12 protein-coding genes and 2 tRNA genes are annotated in these 15,794 nt (G+C 47.6%); 4 read left to right on the top strand and 10 right to left on the bottom strand.

Features of this window, described 5'->3' with window-relative positions; translation table 11 throughout:
* Positions 1 to 67: 67 nt before the first annotated feature.
* A tRNA-Gly gene (locus tag T456_RS0109870) sits at positions 68 to 140 on the top strand.
* Positions 141 to 267: 127 nt separating this feature from the next.
* On the opposite strand, the gene T456_RS0109875 is transcribed toward T456_RS0109870, so the two are convergent.
* A complete protein-coding gene (locus T456_RS0109875) occupies positions 268 to 1,575 on the bottom strand; it encodes a GGDEF domain-containing protein (RefSeq protein WP_024866006.1) in 1,308 nt (435 codons plus the stop codon).
* Positions 1,576 to 1,752: 177 nt separating this feature from the next.
* Here T456_RS0109875 and T456_RS0109880 point away from each other — a divergent pair.
* A tRNA-Pro gene (locus tag T456_RS0109880) sits at positions 1,753 to 1,826 on the top strand.
* Between the two features lie 64 nt (positions 1,827 to 1,890).
* On the opposite strand, the gene T456_RS0109885 is transcribed toward T456_RS0109880, so the two are convergent.
* From T456_RS0109885 to T456_RS0109925, 9 genes are all read right to left on the bottom strand, one after another.
* Positions 1,891 to 2,745 (bottom strand): IS3 family transposase, encoded by an 855-nt coding sequence (locus tag T456_RS0109885; RefSeq protein WP_330369715.1) that lies wholly within the window; start codon positions 2,743 to 2,745, stop codon positions 1,891 to 1,893.
* Positions 2,709 to 3,278, bottom strand: a complete 570-nt coding sequence (locus tag T456_RS0109890; RefSeq protein WP_024865598.1) for a helix-turn-helix domain-containing protein — start codon at positions 3,276 to 3,278, stop codon at positions 2,709 to 2,711. Before T456_RS0109890 ends, T456_RS0109885 begins: the two co-directional genes overlap by 37 nt.
* A 109-nt stretch (positions 3,279 to 3,387) precedes the next feature.
* The gene (locus tag T456_RS0109895; RefSeq protein ID WP_024866007.1) at positions 3,388 to 4,179 is read right to left on the bottom strand and encodes a carbohydrate-binding protein; all 792 of its coding nucleotides are present in this window, start codon (positions 4,177 to 4,179) and stop codon (positions 3,388 to 3,390) included.
* Positions 4,180 to 4,191: 12 nt separating this feature from the next.
* Positions 4,192 to 6,234, bottom strand: coding sequence for a DUF2264 domain-containing protein (locus T456_RS0109900; RefSeq protein ID WP_024866008.1), 2,043 nt, complete (start codon positions 6,232 to 6,234; stop codon positions 4,192 to 4,194).
* Positions 6,235 to 6,256: 22 nt separating this feature from the next.
* Positions 6,257 to 7,390: a glycoside hydrolase family 88 protein gene (locus T456_RS0109905; RefSeq protein ID WP_024866009.1), complete on the bottom strand. Its 1,134-nt coding sequence runs from the start codon at positions 7,388 to 7,390 to the stop codon at positions 6,257 to 6,259.
* Positions 7,391 to 7,441: 51 nt separating this feature from the next.
* Entirely contained in the window at positions 7,442 to 9,319 is a 1,878-nt protein-coding gene (locus tag T456_RS0109910; RefSeq protein WP_035801764.1) for a heparinase II/III domain-containing protein, read from the bottom strand.
* Positions 9,320 to 9,321: 2 nt separating this feature from the next.
* Positions 9,322 to 10,176, bottom strand: coding sequence for a carbohydrate ABC transporter permease (locus T456_RS0109915; protein ID WP_197026876.1), 855 nt, complete (start codon positions 10,174 to 10,176; stop codon positions 9,322 to 9,324).
* A complete protein-coding gene (locus T456_RS0109920) occupies positions 10,176 to 11,099 on the bottom strand; it encodes a carbohydrate ABC transporter permease (protein ID WP_081749059.1) in 924 nt (307 codons plus the stop codon). Before T456_RS0109920 ends, T456_RS0109915 begins: the two co-directional genes overlap by 1 nt.
* 104 nt (positions 11,100 to 11,203) lie before the next feature.
* A complete protein-coding gene (locus tag T456_RS0109925) occupies positions 11,204 to 12,583 on the bottom strand; it encodes an ABC transporter substrate-binding protein (protein ID WP_024866013.1) in 1,380 nt (459 codons plus the stop codon).
* Between the two features lie 173 nt (positions 12,584 to 12,756).
* On the opposite strand from T456_RS0109925, the gene T456_RS0109930 reads away from it, so the two are divergent.
* Together T456_RS0109930 and T456_RS0109935 are read left to right on the top strand one after the other, a co-directional pair.
* Complete coding sequence (locus tag T456_RS0109930; RefSeq protein WP_035801768.1) at positions 12,757 to 14,490, top strand: sensor histidine kinase; 1,734 nt, start codon at positions 12,757 to 12,759, stop codon at positions 14,488 to 14,490.
* A complete protein-coding gene (locus T456_RS0109935) occupies positions 14,490 to 15,776 on the top strand; it encodes a response regulator transcription factor (RefSeq protein WP_024866015.1) in 1,287 nt (428 codons plus the stop codon). Before T456_RS0109930 ends, T456_RS0109935 begins: the two co-directional genes overlap by 1 nt.
* Positions 15,777 to 15,794 lie beyond the last annotated feature (18 nt).

A 15,794-nucleotide genomic window follows, 5' to 3' on the forward strand; every position in this document is an offset into this window, starting at 1 on the left:
CTGTTGACAATAATTATAAAATACTATATTATTTATTTTGCTGTCGCGAAAGCGACTTTACATATATGCGATAGTGGCGTAGTTGGTAACGCGCGACCTTGCCAAGGTCGAGACCGCGGGTTCGAGCCCCGTCTATCGCTCTCAAAAAAGGACATCCCATCGGATGTCCTTTTTGTTGTCTTTGTCTATATTGGTCCCTGCCGTGACTTGGCCCCATTTTGATCCCCGGGGATGGAGTCAGTGGACCATTCGCCTGATTTCTTCATCTCACAGTATTGTAACCTTATTCTTACCGGCTTCCTTGGAGTAGTACATGGCTTTATCGATGCGGTCAAAGGCCTCTTCGAAGTTGTCCTTCTCTGTAAGCCTGCTGATACCGATGGAACCGGTGATATGTCCGGCTTCGCCATAGTCCGCCTCTGCTATGGCCTTCCTTAGTCCCTCTGCATAGACAAAGGCCTCATCATCAGCCATTCCCTTAAGGATGAGCACAAATTCCTCGCCGCCCCAGCGGCCGAGAGAAACCTGTTTTCCCGCCACATACAGCTTAAGCACTTCCGCCAAAGTCCTAAGGGCTGCGTCTCCAGCAGAGTGTCCGTAGGTATCGTTGACGCTCTTAAAATCATCAAGGTCTATCATCATCAAAGAAACCGGATCCTTGGTGCGCTTAAAGTCATCGATGGCATTCTGGATCTCCCGCGTGATCCCGCCGTGATTATACAGTCCCGTAAGCGGATCCGTCAGGACAAGTCCCTCGTATTTCTTGAGGGTAGCCATACGCTCTTTTACCTCATCATTGATGTCCTGGACCATGAAAACGAACCTGAAATCGTCGTCACTGACCGCCTGGGATCTGGTAAAGATCAGTTTCACCCAGATATAAGTTCCCTCCAGATTCTTCATCATACAGTCAAAAGAGGTGGTGCCGCCGGGCGCTAAGTTGGCCTTAAGATACTCCGGGTCCGTGATCTTGGTGAACCTGGCCTGGCTGTCCGGCCAGATCATGTTTACCGTCACCTTCCTCCACTGGGAGTAGCTGATATTGGTCTTCACCGTCTCATCCGAAATCTCAGTCACGCTGATGCTGCTGGTGGTGTCGTTTATAAGATCCACGAACATGGAGAACAGATAGGTGTTCTGAATGGTCTTAACCTTCCTGGTGGTCATGAACTCTTCGATATACTCCTCATCGTCAAGGGCGTCCATGGCGAACACGTACTTGTTGGCCTCCTTGATGGGATAAACCGTCATCTGTACGACCCTCGGAGTTTCACTATCACGGGTAAAGACCTTGATCCTTCTGCTGTACTTGCCGTTGAACTTGCCGTAATAGGGAATAAATGCCTTATAGTCGTCGCTGATCTCCTCCGGAGAATCGCTCATATGAAACCAAAGCTTTTCAATAAGGTCCTTGTAATCCCCGGTCTCGTCCAATAGATCCACAAACAGCCCTCTCCTGGCGATGGAGCGATAGGTATTGCTGACGGTATCCACCATAACAATGGCGTCCACGGTCACTTTAAAAACCTCGAATAAATCCTCTTCCGTATATTCTTCAAGCGGTTTGTCCTGCATAACTATATGTCCCCTTTTCTTTAGCAAAAAAGACAGCTAAACGTTATAAACTATGATATTCCTCTTTTTTTTAATTAGAAATATCAGATTTTAACAAAATCCTGCATTTGTCTTTTTACTTGCAAAAGCCTGACTTTTCACATATAATAGCTTGGTCGGTATATCGCTGACGCATATCGAGGCGTGGCTCAGTTTGGTAGAGCGCTGCGTTCGGGACGCAGAGGTCGCAGGTTCGAATCCTGTCGCCTCGACTGAATATTTAAGCGGGTTTGAGAATTTGATATGTACCCAGAATCCTGGACACATATTTATGAACTAGGCTGAACACATGGATGCTATCCTGTATTGTACAGGTGGCATCCATTTTGTTTTTGCCTGAATTCTTTTGTTATTGTAGTAATCTATATATTCTTCAACAGCGTTTGAGAATTCTTCGAAAGAAGCATACTCTTTCTCATAGCCATAATACATCTCATTTTTTAATCTTCCAAAGAATGTTTCCATAATACAATTATCATAGCAGTTACCTTTTCGTGACATAGATTGGATAATGCCATGTTCTTGTAAAGCATTTCTATAATAAGCATGTTGATACTGCCAGCCTTGATCAGAATGTAATATAAGGCCTTCAATTGAAGGAAATTTACCAAAAGCTTTATTTAACATTCTCTCTATCTGCTCAAGATTAGGACTCATAGATAAATCATATGAAATGATTTCATTTGTATTCATATCTAGAACTGGCGATATATAACACTTTCCCCATGAAAAGTTAAATTGGGATACATCTGTCGTCCATTTTTGTAAAGGCGCAGTTGTACTAAAATCTCTATTTATTATGTTATCAGCAATCTTACCCACCTCACCCTTATAAGAGTGATATTTCTCTTTCGGTCGCTTACCAGCCAATCCAGATTCATGCATGAGACGCTGAACACGTTTATGATTTACTTGGTATCCACGATTTATCAATTCCTGATGGATTCGCCTGACACCATATCTGCGTTTATTCGATTCAAAAATACTTTTTATTTCTTTCAGTATATCTTGATTGCGTTCAGCCACAAGGTCTTCCTTACCAATCTCAAAATAGTAAGTCGATCTAGCTATATGCATAGCTTTAAGTAGATGCTTTAGTTTGTATCCGTTTTCCCTGAGCTCTTTGATGATTGCTGCTTTTTCGCCTTGAGTCGCGCAGCTTCCTTTTCTTCTCTCAAGGCGATCTCTTTTTTTATTACTTCGATTTCAGCTTTCATGTATTCGTTTTCAGCTCTTAACCGAATTAGCTCTTCGTACTCAGATTCATTGGGTTTTGGAGGTTTTCGCGTTCCTACTTTTTTCATATATGGGTTCTTTGATTTACGACCTTTCTGTTTTGGTATAAGACCATTATAACCATATATCTTATACTTGCGGACCCATTGATAAAGCTGTCCATCAGAAATACCAGCTGAAAAAGCAACACTTTTGTTAGACTCACCAGCCAAAACACGTGCAACTAAGGCATAACGTTCCTCTGGAGTCCATTCCTTATTATGATTTTTATGTCTTAAAGCATCTGAACCACACGCTTCTTCAATTCTAACCCATTCTCGTATCTTATCATGAAATCTTGCAGTCCCTATTCCATCTGGGGTGTCAGGATATTCACCACGATAATACATTTCCACACATTTTCTTTTGAATTCGTAACTATAGCGCATAAAAATACCCTCCTTACTGTTTTGTCCAGTAAAGAGGGTACATATCAATTTCTCAAGCCCGCTTTTTAATGCAATTCTTCATTAAATGGTCCCTTGACTTAAGAAGCCGTTATTTGGCCTCGCTGCCGTAGACCTCTATCTGTGTCAGCGCAGGGAAGGGGCTGGGGTCATCGGCCTTGATGAGCTCGCCCAGCTTAAGCCACTCTATCCCGCACTTTTTTATCTCAAATACATGAGGCTCCTGAACCTTTTTGTCCATTTCAAGAACCTGCCTTGTCCCATCGGAAAAAGAGATTGTGGCTTTTACCCACCAGTTATCGTGGGGAAAGTCCGCTCTGGTATACAGGACCACTTTGTCTATGTCCACACGCCTTCCGAAATCCAAGGTAAATTCGGCGTCGTCCTGACGATTGATGCCCCAGGACTCGTAGGGCCACTCTCCGTGGGAGAGGGTTGCTTTTACTCCGTCAATGGCATTTCGTGCTGCAAAGACTGCCTCGCCTCTGGTCTCCACATTAGCGCTGGCATGGGGATAGACTCCCGCATACTCGTGCTGATCGAAGGGATTAAGGGCAAGGTTTCTGTAGCTTGAAACTTCGTAATCCGCAGCCTTTCTGATAGTCACTATATGTCTGTTCCCTACAAAGGACAGGGGATTGTAGCTGGTTTTTTTCTCGTAGAAGGGCACGGTATAAAGAACCGCCTCCTCCTTTATCAGCACCAGAGAAGGGTCTATAGTGGCATCCACCTTTACCACATAGAACTCTCCCGGTGTAATCCCGGAAAACTCTATGATATCCCCTTTTCTGTACTCTCCGTCCCAGGCAAGGACCACCTCATCTTCGCCTGCAGCCTCTGCCTTGGGCGCATGGTCCCAGTCATTATATACACTGATCTTCATACATTTCTCCCTTCACACCGAAAATCTTCCCTCAACTCCGTAGAAATCCACAGTCCGCACTTCTCCGCTCTTTAAGAAAATCTTCACCGGTCCGTAACCGCCGCAGCCCTGAGGATCGGTGTATTCTATCTTCGATATAGGGAATATCTCATCCTCCGAAAAGTCCTCCAAAGACTCCTTGGTAATGACCTGAGATATAAGGAAGTAGGGCTCATACCCGTACTGCTTGGTCCTTGCTGTCTTTGCATATATCACCACGGACCTTTTGCTGTCGGGATTCGTCCCTTCAGAGTCAATGCGCTCAAGGCTGTCCCATCCCGCGAATACGGTAAAGGCCATCTGCTTCTCTTTTCCCATGTGGTCATGGCCCTTGAGCACTGCGGCTCTGCAGCCCTCCTTCTCCAAAAACTCGACACTTGTCCCGTTATCGGGGAAGCCAAAGGCTCCCAGTGTGATCTCCAGCGGCCTTCTGTACATCCTTATTTTGTCCGCTCTTATTATTCCATAGGGCACCGCAAAGTCCGCCAGGTCCATGGCTGTCTTCCAGTGGCACTCGCTCTCCATCTCATAGTCAAAGAACTGTCTTCTGTAGAGCACGCCTTCCTTCTGCCCTGCCCAGTAGGTGACATTGCCCCTAAGCACCACGTCCTCGTCGGTATATCTCACAACATACTGCTGCGACTCCACAGCCCTTGAAACCGTGGCCTCCCAGGGGAATTTAGTGTTGTAGACAAGCTTGGAATAGTTGTTCATTCCGTGAAGGTCGCTCTTATTCTTCACTATCTTGCCTGAACGAAGCTCCGTTATGCCGTTGGCTTCATGGTTTGCCATACAAAGCCCGGGGCCGTCCAAAACCCACTCCCTGGTCTCGTTCTTCTTAAGCTCTTCCCACAGCCCACCGCTCTCCTTCGCAGTCCAGAAGGGATGGTCCTTTGGAAGATGCAGGCACAAAAGAGCCTTCGCAAGCCAGAAGGGTGACTCAGCGCAGGAGTAGCTCTGAAGCTGAGGCGCAAAAGGCCCGTAGAAGCCCAAAGTAGGAACTCCCTTCCACAAAAAATCGTCTCTTGTAAGGAACTGCAAAAGCGACCCCGAGCATATCCTTCTTGCCAGTCCCGGATCCACTGAAGAGTTCCTCATCATAAGATTTCCGTCAAAAGAGCTGGTGGCTGCGTTTCTGTAAATCCCGCTCCTGCCCCACATATTTGTAAACCCGTCCCGGTCAAAGAAATAGGGGTAGGTCTTCATCAGCTCGTTTGAGTTCTCCTCAAACCTTGTTGCAATATACGGCTCTTTTTCATAGCCGTACCAATTGTTCCAGATGCCGGTGTACATGTTGAAGGCCCAGCAGGAATAGTAGTCAAAGGAGTGTCCGTCCCGGTACCACCCGTCTCCCACGTAGTAATTAAGGATCACCTGGGCGTGGTCCCTCATGATGTCCTCGTCTATCTCGTAGCCGTTCATATAGAGGAAGGCCAGATCCAGCATGTTAAAGAGCCTCCAGTTCTGAGGCACCGTGTTGGCATGGGCAAAATCCGACAGAAAAGCTGCGATCCTGTCCTTCTCTTCTTTGGTATACCTATCCCAGATCTCCTCCTTCGAAAGCCAAAGGCAGATCACAAGGGCCGCCGTCTCCACGGTCTGCTGATAGGCAGGGAAAAGATTTCCCGAAGTATCCGCCTTTTTCATATCCGTGTAGTTAAGAACGTAGTTCGCCTCCCCGGGGGTCACTGCGCACAAAACCTGCTTTGCATAATAATCCCGCACGTTTATGCCGTTTAAGCTAAGCTCCGGATCGATGTGCACCAGGGGCGCCGCGATAAAGAAGGACCTTGCAAGTCCCTCGAAAATCTCCGCCTTAAACCGCCATATGGGGTGATCCGGCTGAGGATAGGTTATATCCTTCTCGTATCTTGGCATCACCACCGGGTCCTCGATAGAACCCAGGTTATCAAATACTCCGGTCAAAAGATATTTCGCAGCCTCCACCCAGCTGTCATAGGTAAGCCCGGTATAGGGGCTTAAGTTATAATCCGTACTCTTTGGTGTAAATACCATTTCTCTCTCCCGCCTATGAAAATCAGAATATTCTAAGGGCCTTTCCCGCAAGGCTCATCACTGCCTCAATAAAGTAATAGTCTCCGTAGATAATGGACATGTTGTGGCCGTCACCGTGATAATCCACCGCACAGTTGTTAAGAATGTTGTCGGTCTCGGTGCCCCAGCTGCAGCGCTTTTCATCCAGGGTCATAAGGAGCTTTAAAGCCGCATCAAGGTATTTGTCAGCGTCCTCTGGAAGCTGGGTTGCCAGCTCAATAAGTCCCGATGCTGTGATGGCAGCTGCCGTTGAGTCCTCAAGATTAACTTCCTTAGGCTGCCTGTAGTCAATGGGAACAAGGTAATTTTCAGGGATTGCGGAAAGAACGTAGTCCGCGATCTTCTTTGAAGTATCAAGAAATCTCTTTTCCCCGGTGTAATGGTAAGACAAAGCAAAGCCGTAGATTCCCCAGCTCTGGCCTCTGGTCCAGGATGAGCCTTCGCCGTATCCCTGTCCTCCAAGGCTTCCCAGTACATCTCCGGTAAAGGGATCAAATACCACGATGTGGTTGACGGAGCCATCCTCCCTTACAAAGGTCTGCCTTGCAGCATCGGCGTGGGCCCTGGCAATCAGCTTAAATCTCGGGTCCGTGGTCTCCTCGGAAGCCCAGTACAAAAGAGGCAGATTCATCATGCAGTCGATGATGGCAAACCCTCTCCTGTCCACCTCGTCCCAGTTGTTCCAGGCCCTTATGAAGTTGCCGGCGATGTTGAATCTTCCGGCCATATTGTTGGCTGCCAGCAGCGCGCGGTTCAAGGACTCCTTGTTTCTCTCCCTCTTGTATCTCACAACGGAAGTGGGAAGCCACTTAAATCCATTGTCGTGGTCCAGCCCTTGGGCATTCATAAGATTGTAATCAAGCTTCTCCTCAACTCCAATTGCTTCCTGCCTGAACATTTCATTGCCGGTAAGGACATATAGCTGCCACAGGATTCCACCCCAAAAGCCGTTGGTCCACCAGCAGGGATCGTCCTTACTCTTATCGTCAAACCTGCCGTCAACCGTGGTATAGGGAATGATCCCTCTGTTCCTGTCAACAACAACTGTCATTTTCTCCCTGATCTTTTTAACAGTCTCTTCGACCCATTTCTTCTCCTCTGCACTAAGCTGTCTCATGCTGTTTCCCCTCTCTTCCTTTTAATCTTGCCAAATACCGGGGTTTCCGGCTTAACTTATCCTGACCGTCACTTCTTTTGCATCATCCATATAAGCCAGGATCCTGTAAACCTGATGCTTCCAGGAGATCTTAAGCCGCTCGTCCTCAATGGGACATACTTCAGTCTCCACCTTGCAAACTCCCGTCAGTTCTATCTTTGAAAGCTCACCGACCTTCAGGTGGCACACGCCGCTAACAGTGACCTCCTCAATTACCGGCTCCTCATAGGTCATCAGTGTAAGCACGCACTCCGGGTCCCCTTCATACCGGTCCTTCACCCATATCTCTTTTCCCTTAATGAGTGAAACCTCCCTATTGTAGCTTTCTATCCTCTCATCATTATAGGCACCGGCTATATTCATTTGGAGTGAACTTATTTCATTTCCGTCATCTTTTTTCCCAAGAAAACATTTAACATCCGATGCCCCATACTCCTTCCCGGGCTCTTGCAGGATCTTTTCCTCTTCCCCAAAGGTCGGAACATTGTGGTAGTCGGAGCGCATGGTCCATATATCATACCTTCTGTCGCTGAAGGTCTCCCGGGTATAGGTCCCAACTCCCAGGTCAATGATCAGGGGCTTTCCGTTTTTGTATACGGTAAAAGAGCCAACGTCGTTGTGGTTGTGACTGTCCCCGTTATTTCCTGCCTTTGCCGCCAGCACGTAGGTCCCATCCCTTGCCACCATAAGCCCCGTGCTCTCAAAAAAGGCATCCGGGCAGAGCAGTAAACTTTCTGGATATCCTTCCATCTCCTCATAATTCAGGGCCTGCACAATATGGTAAAAGAGATTGATCTCCTCCGAAAGAAGCCTGTCGCTCTCCTTGGCCTTCCTGAAATCTGCTGCCGCAAAGGAAGCAAGTACCTCATCCCTGCAGAGCTTTCCAAACAAAAACTCCCTGGCCGTGCGCCTTGGACATCTGGCGGCGCAGTCCGCAAAATTCACGTACAGATTGTCCGTGACATTCATCTTCACTATATAGTTTGCGATATTCCTTATAAGGGGCTCCCTGAATATTCCTTCAAACTCGCCGCCCTCAAGGACGTTGTTCATAATATAAAGAGCTCCAAAAAGGCAGAGCCCCGCGTGGGAGTAGTACTGAGCCCCTTCGTTACAGGCCCCGTCCTCTCCGTATTCATCCAGGAAAAAATCCAGCGAGAGCGCCGCGCTCCTTAGATATCCCTTTAAGGTTTCCTCGTCCATATAAGAGTCCGGCCTTGTAAAGGCGCACAGCAAAATGTTCTGAGTACACCAGGGTGTCCAGTTGCACATGGGCTGAAGACCGTCTCCCATCCACCAGAAGCGCTCTGTGGTATAAGGTGTAAATATCCTCTCGTTAAGCTTTCTGTCGATGATCCTGCTTATGCCGGGATCTCTTTTGCCCAAAAGAGGCCTGAGCACATATTCCGCCACAGCAAGAAGTGCTCCCGTCTCAGCAGCAAAGAGATCTATTATCGGGTGCTCTGTGTCAGGAAACTCCTGCTGCTTTTCATCCCTTACGTGGGTGTTGTGGGCAGGAAGGCACCAGGAGGATTCCTGAAGGATAAGGTATATTCCGTCAAGGATCTCCTCAAGGAACCTGTCCCCGCCTTCAGCAAGCTGCGCCATGATAAGTGCATTCAGCTTCCTTCTTCTTGAAAAATACAGCTCCTCAAACCGGGAGCGGTTGCCGTTTTTGGAAAACTCAAGATAGTCGGACAAGAGAATCTGTGACCAGGGCTCTTTTTCTGCCCGCTCTCCTTCATTGATCAGCTTTTGCCTGAGTTCCCCCGGAAGCGCCTCATAAACCTTCCTGTTTTCTATATCGGGACACAAAGAAAACGCGCACAAAGAGCGCGTTTTCTGTAAATATTCCGTAACCGTATGTCTGTGTGATATTTCTTTTCCCATTGTCATCCCTTTACCGAACCGGCAGTGATACCTGCAACAAAGTACTTCTGAAGCGAAATGAACACGATAAATACCGGTATTAATGATAACACAGATGCCGCCATGATCAGTCCGTATTCGGCAGAATACTGTGAAATAAACATCTTAAGTCCTATCTGCAGGGTCTTCTTGGACTCTGTGGTGAGATAGATAAGGGGGCCCAGGAAGTCGTTCCAGGTGTTAACGAAGGTAAAGATTATAAGGGTCGAAAGTGCGGGCTTTGAAAGGGGGAGCATGATCTTGGCATAGATCTCGTACTCACTCATGCCGTCAATCCTGGCCGCCTCGCAAAGCGAATCCGGGATTCCCTCGTAAAACTGCCTCATAAGGAACACGCCAAAGGCGGAGAAGGCCTGGAGGATTATGATGGCAAGGTGAGTATCCGCAAGATGGAGGCTCCTCATGAACATGAACTGGGGAACCATGTATACCTGCCAGGGAACTGCGATGGTTGCCACATATGCAAGGAACAAGAGGTTCCTGCCCTTAAACTCAAGCTTGGCAAAGGCGTAAGCCGCAAAGCTGGAGGTAAGGAGCTGCAGCAGCGTTACTATGATCGTCAGCTTGGCGGTGTTCAGTGTGAATTTTGCCAGAGGTATCTTGGTCCAGATGTCAATGTAGTTCTGCCATCTTGGAGCCTTGGGGATCCACTCAAAGGGTATCACAAATACGTCTTTATTGAATTTCAGTGATGCCGATATCATCCATACGAAGGGCACAAGCATTAAAAGTGCCAGGAGGATGAGCAGCACATAGACTATTGTCTGTCCTATGATTCTGTTTGTCTTTTTGCTCTTCACTTCTATCGTCCTCCCCATCAGTCGTTGGCATAATTCTTCTCACCCCTGAACTGGATGAGGGTAACAACAAGTACTATGGCAAAAAGAACCAGTGCCGATGCGGAAGCTCTTCCAAGCTTCCAGTTTCTGAAAGCTTCTTCGTAGATGTAATAAACCAGAACGATTGCGCTCTTGTTTACCACGCCGTTGGAGCCGCCGGCCAGCATGTAAACTATGTCGTATACCTTGAAGCAGTTGATGGTAAGCATGATCGTTACAAAAAATGTGGTGGGCTTAAGCTGAGGAACGGTAATATGTCTGAACTTCTGCCAGGCATTTGCTCCGTCAAGGGATGCTGCCTCATAGAGGTCTTCGCTTATTCCCTGAAGGCCCGCCAGATAAATAACCATATAGTAACCCATGTTCTTCCACACGGAGAACATGATAATTGTCAACATTACGGTACTGGATGAAGCTGCCCACTTAAGAGGAGCCACATGAAGTACATTCATAAGAAGCTGGTTCACGATACCGCCCTTGGCCGGTGTGAACAGCATATTCCATACGGCGGCAACCGCCACCAGTGATGCAACGTAAGGGAAGAAGGCAACTGTCCTGAAGAAGTTGGTCCCTTTTATCTTCTGGTTCAAAAGAATAGCCAGTGCCAGAGCCATTACCAGAGTGATGGGCACTGTAAAGATACTGTAGATGATGGTATTTTTCAGAGCAGAGGTAAATCTGTCGTCCGAAAAGATCTGTACGAAGTTGTTAAATCCCACGAACTTCATTGTGTTGCTTCCGTCCCACTCAGCAAAGGACATGAGCAGAGCCAGGACAATGGGGCCAAGAGTAAATACGGCAAATCCTATGAAGTTGGGGGCGATGAAGGAATATGCCACAAGATTTCTCTTCCTCTGGCGCCTTCTCATATTCTTTTCCATAGCAGTCAGTTCTGCAGCCATGCGTGTTTCCTCATTTTCTTCGATAGCTTTTTTCCCAAAAAGAGCACTTGAACTCAAGCGATCTTGATATTCAAGTGCTCCGTCTGTCTTAATTAACCTGATTATTACTGTGCAAGAATAGCCTGAACGCCTTCGTTCATTGCTGCGATAGCATCGTCAACACTTACTTCCTCGTTCATGATAAGGTCGTGCTGCTCGTTGAGAACTGTCTCGATCTCAGAGGACTTGTCGTTGGCGGGCATCTCAAGATATGTGTGGCTTGTGATGAGAGCTTCCTTGGAAGCATCGTCTGTAGGGAAGCCATCCATTGATGCGATGATGTCAACGATGGTCTTGTTGGTCATGGCAGGGATGTTACCTGTGGAAGCCATAACCTCTGCACCCTCGGCGCCGCTTACGAACTTAACGAAATCCCATGCTGCATCCTTGTTGGGCGCTGATGTGGGAACTGCAAGAGCTGTGATTGTTGAAAGTGTGGAACCTGCCTCAACGCCGTCAGCATGAGGATACTTAACAATGCCCCAGTTTGTGCAGTCTGTGTACTCGCCGTCTTTGATCTTCTGGATAAGAGTTGCGATGAACCATGATCCCATGTTCATTGTAGCTACGTTGCCCTGAGCAAATGCTGCTGAATAGTGAAGTCCCTGTGTCTTAAGTGTTGCATAGTCCATGCAGACACCATCTTTCTGCTGATTAAGAACCATCTCGTAGTAAGGCTTTGTGAAGTCATACTCGCCGTCAACGATGGTGTGCTTGCCATCAAGGATACCATCGAGCTGGATTGTGGATCTCCAGGTGTGGTAGTGTGATCCGTAAATCTCAGCACCGGGTGTTGTATCTGTAACGCTTCTTGCAAGGGCGTCATACTGCTCCCAGGTCATGTCGTTTGTGGGATAATCTACGCCGGCCTTATCAAAGATGTCCTTGTTGTAGAAAAGAACCCAGATGTCTGATCTGAAAGGAAGCTCGTAGAGGTTTCCGTCGATAGTAACCTGATCTGTAACGCCGTTGTAGAGTGAAAGGTCTACGCCGTCAGCTGCGATACGATCGTTAAGGGGCTCGAGAACACCCTTGTTTACCAGTGATACGTATCCGGGAACATCCTTGATTGTTACAACATCGAAGTCGGAGCCTGCTCCTGAGAGCTGTGTGCCGAGAACTGTGCTGTAATCTGTTGATCCAAGGTCAACCATCTCAATTGTTACATTGGGGTGTGCTGCTGTGTAAGCATCGATAAGAGGCTGATAATATACTGTGCTTGATACATCCCAGAGTGCCCACTTAAGTGTTACAGGCTCATCGGATGCTGTCTCTTCTGCTGCAGGTGCTTCTGCCTGTGCGGGCTCAGCTGCAGGAGCTGCCTCTGTCTGTGTTTCTGTCTGAACTTCTGCTGCGGGTGCCTGCTCTGCAGCGCTTCCGCATGCTGTGATACTTGCTACAACCATGGTCATGGCAAGCAAAGAGCTTAAGAATCTCTTTTTCATGTGTAACCTCCCTCTTTGTAGAACCGCGTCGCGGTGTGTTTGTTATGAGAACAGTTTATATTTTCTTAATATTTGGTTGAATGTACTTTCTTTAACTCTTATTAACAAAAAAATGCAATTTTTTTATATAAAATTGTATTTTCTTATGTTTCCCCCTGCTCTAATATATACCTATGCATACTAAGAAGCACGCTATCCGCAACAAAATAGTTCTCTGGGCCGTGGGTTTTGCCCTTGTCATTGCCCTTGGTGTTGCCTCTGTCAGCCTGATCCTTTCCGTAAGATACCTTAAGGAAAATCAGCAGCAGGCCGCCCTTACAAATATCCATGTTCTTGGAAACTCCCTCGACTCCGATATCAACAGGATCCTGACCTTTTCCAACTGGATATGTCTTGACAGCACCATCAGCAATTATCTAAGGACCGTGGACAAGGCCTATGCTACAGATGTTCAAACCGGCCGAAAGCTCTCGGTATCCGCCTGGAATCACCTTACCAACGAATTCAATATAATAGGTGTAAGAAATTCCATCGACAGGGTTGTCATCTCAACTCCCACAGGGACCCAGTTCCTTCAGACCATCTCCGTAGGGGATTCCCAGTCGGTGGTGGATGTTCCCATGACCATCATGGACTGCGAGTTCTTTGAAGGCCTTATCACTGCGCCTTCCTTTAAGTGGACCGGTATCTACAACAATCCCTTAAGCCGGACCGGAAAACCAAGGCTCCTTCCCATTGTGAGACCCATCTACAGTTCTTCATCCTCAGCCATAATAGGCTGGCTTTACATAGACATTCCCGCATCGGTCATCACAGATTCCTTAAAAAGCTTCGTCCTCACAGAAGATGATGCCCTCTATATCTCTTTTGACCGGGGGATAACCTACAGGTATGTATCCGGACAGCTGGAAAGAGACAGCGTTCCGGCGGAGGCTATCTCCTATGAGCTTCCCAATACCGGCTGGACTCTTTCCTATCTTCCTTCGAGAGCTGTTCTTGCAGGCAGGGTGCGCTCCTTTGGTATCCTTATCCTGGGATTTTTCTTTGTTATCCTGCTGGCGGGAGTTATCCTGAGTATTTTCCTGCAGCGTACCATCACCCGCCCCGTAGGAAATCTCATAAGCCGCCTGGACAAGATCGGCCAGGGCGACTTTTCCAGAGATGAAAAGATTGAGTGGAATAATGAACTTGGTGAGATAGGCCGGGGTATCAACAATCTATCGGAGAACGTAAAAGAGCTGATGGATTCAAGGCTTCAGGATGAGAAGGCCAGGCATGACCTTGAATATCAGGTGCTTCAATCCCAGATAAATCCCCACTTTTTGTACAACACCTTAAATACCATCAAGTGGATGGCCACCATTCAGGGCTCCGAAGGTATCGCGGACATGTCCACTGCTCTCTCAAGGCTCATGAAGAACATATCAAAAAGTACTGAGGAGCTGATCCCTTTATCCGATGAGTTTTCTCTGGTGGATGACTATTTTACCATTATGAAATACCGCTACGGCGGCACCATAGATCTGGAGTACATAACTGATGATGAAGCTCTTCTGTCTCAGAGGATCAACCGATTCTCCCTTCAGCCCATCATAGAAAATGCCATTTTCCACGGCATTGAGCCCAAGGGCAGCGCCGGACAGATAACAGTCCACACCTATAAGGAAGATGGCAATGTTATAATTGATGTTACGGACAACGGCGTAGGAATGAGCCCGGAGGCAATAGAGAAGGTTCTTTGTATGGAGAACCAGAGCTCTACCGAATTCTTCAGACAGATCGGTATCTATAACGTCAACGAAAGAATAAAATATGCCCATGGCAGTGAATACGGGATCAGGATAATAAGCGAGGAAGGTAAATATACCACCATGCGGTTTGTCCTCCCCTTTAAAGAGGAACTCTAATGTACAGATTGCTTATAGTTGATGATGAGCCTCTGGTTCAGATTGGTCTTAAGACCATGCTGGCCAAGGATCACGCAGACAAAATAGATGTGATAGGAACCGCCTCCAACGGTCAGGAGGCCTGGGATATCATCTCCGAGGATCCCCCGGATATTGTGATAGCGGATATAAGAATGCCTGTTATGACCGGGCTTGAGCTCCTTGATAAGTCCCACAAAAAATACGGCACCGTTCCGGCCTTCATCATGCTCACCGCCTACGAGGAGTTCGAGATGGCCCGTCAGGCTCTGGTGTGCGAAGCGGTGGATTACCTGGTAAAAATAGAGCTTAACCCCGCTACTCTTTCTGCCGCAATCGACAAGGCCATTGCCCGTGTGGATGAGGAAAAGCCCTCCTCCAATAATACTGACAATCACGCCCAAAGCTCTCTTGACGATCTCAGGCAGAAGCTCATGCTCAAGCTCTTCAATCATCTTATAACTTCAAAAGATGATCTTTTAAGCCAGGCTGCTGACCTCAACCTGTCCTTTGACTACAACAGATACATAGCAGTCTATGGGCAGATAAGCTCAAAGGCCGCTCCCGGGGAGGACTCGTACTCCCCTCAGGCTCTGGATATCTACAACTCCAGCATAAGCATGGCCAGAGAGATCATCTCACGCCACGCACCCTGCAGCATTGTCTCCATCGATCTGCAGCATTTCGCAGTGATCTTCTATTTCACGGAGGACGATCCTGTGGCCGGTACAATGGACCTCATCACCGAGGCTCTGGAAAATGCCAGGACCATGATAACCAGCTACTTTAAAACAACTCTCACCTTCGGCATAGGCTCTGCAGTCTCAGCTCCCATGGACATCGCAGTATCTTTTGACGAAGCCAGAACAGCCCAGCAGCAGGCTGATAACTCACAGCCCATAAGACTGTTCAGTCACATCGTTGGCAGCAACCGCCGCTCCGGCAAGGACAAGCTCATCGGTGCGATCCAGGTATATATAGACGAAAACTTAAACGGAAAGCTTCAGCTCAACGAGGTCGCCGAAGTCTTCGGCCTCTCTCCCGCTTACCTCTCAGTGCTGTTTAAGAAGAACACCGAGACGGGCTTTTCCGAATATGTTTATACCAAAAAAATAGACCGGGCCAAGCAGATGCTTTTGTCCGGCGACATGAAGATCTATGAAGTGGCTGATGCCCTTGGCTTTGAATCCGCCTACTATTTTTCCAAGGTATTCAAAAAAGTTGACGGCCACAGCCCCAGAGAATACATACAAAGTAAGAGCAATTAAAAACAGCCTGAAGCCGGG

The sequence above is a fragment of the Butyrivibrio sp. FCS014 genome (assembly GCF_000526935.1).
Lineage (GTDB): Bacteria > Bacillota > Clostridia > Lachnospirales > Lachnospiraceae > Butyrivibrio.

Coding starts and splice junctions, on each gene's coding strand:
- T456_RS0109895 (WP_024866007.1), bottom strand. CDS start 4,179: ATGAAGATCAGTGTATATAATGACTGGGACCATGCGCCCAAGGCAGAG.
- T456_RS0109875 (WP_024866006.1), bottom strand. CDS start 1,575: ATGCAGGACAAACCGCTTGAAGAATATACGGAAGAGGATTTATTCGAG.
- T456_RS0109925 (WP_024866013.1), bottom strand. CDS start 12,583: ATGAAAAAGAGATTCTTAAGCTCTTTGCTTGCCATGACCATGGTTGTA.
- T456_RS0109905 (WP_024866009.1), bottom strand. CDS start 7,390: ATGAGACAGCTTAGTGCAGAGGAGAAGAAATGGGTCGAAGAGACTGTT.
- T456_RS0109930 (WP_035801768.1), top strand. CDS start 12,757: ATGCATACTAAGAAGCACGCTATCCGCAACAAAATAGTTCTCTGGGCC.
- T456_RS0109915 (WP_197026876.1), bottom strand. CDS start 10,176: ATGGGGAGGACGATAGAAGTGAAGAGCAAAAAGACAAACAGAATCATA.
- T456_RS0109910 (WP_035801764.1), bottom strand. CDS start 9,319: ATGGGAAAAGAAATATCACACAGACATACGGTTACGGAATATTTACAG.
- T456_RS0109935 (WP_024866015.1), top strand. CDS start 14,490: ATGTACAGATTGCTTATAGTTGATGATGAGCCTCTGGTTCAGATTGGT.
- T456_RS0109920 (WP_081749059.1), bottom strand. CDS start 11,099: ATGGCTGCAGAACTGACTGCTATGGAAAAGAATATGAGAAGGCGCCAG.
- T456_RS0109900 (WP_024866008.1), bottom strand. CDS start 6,234: ATGGTATTTACACCAAAGAGTACGGATTATAACTTAAGCCCCTATACC.
- T456_RS0109890 (WP_024865598.1), bottom strand. CDS start 3,278: ATGCGCTATAGTTACGAATTCAAAAGAAAATGTGTGGAAATGTATTAT.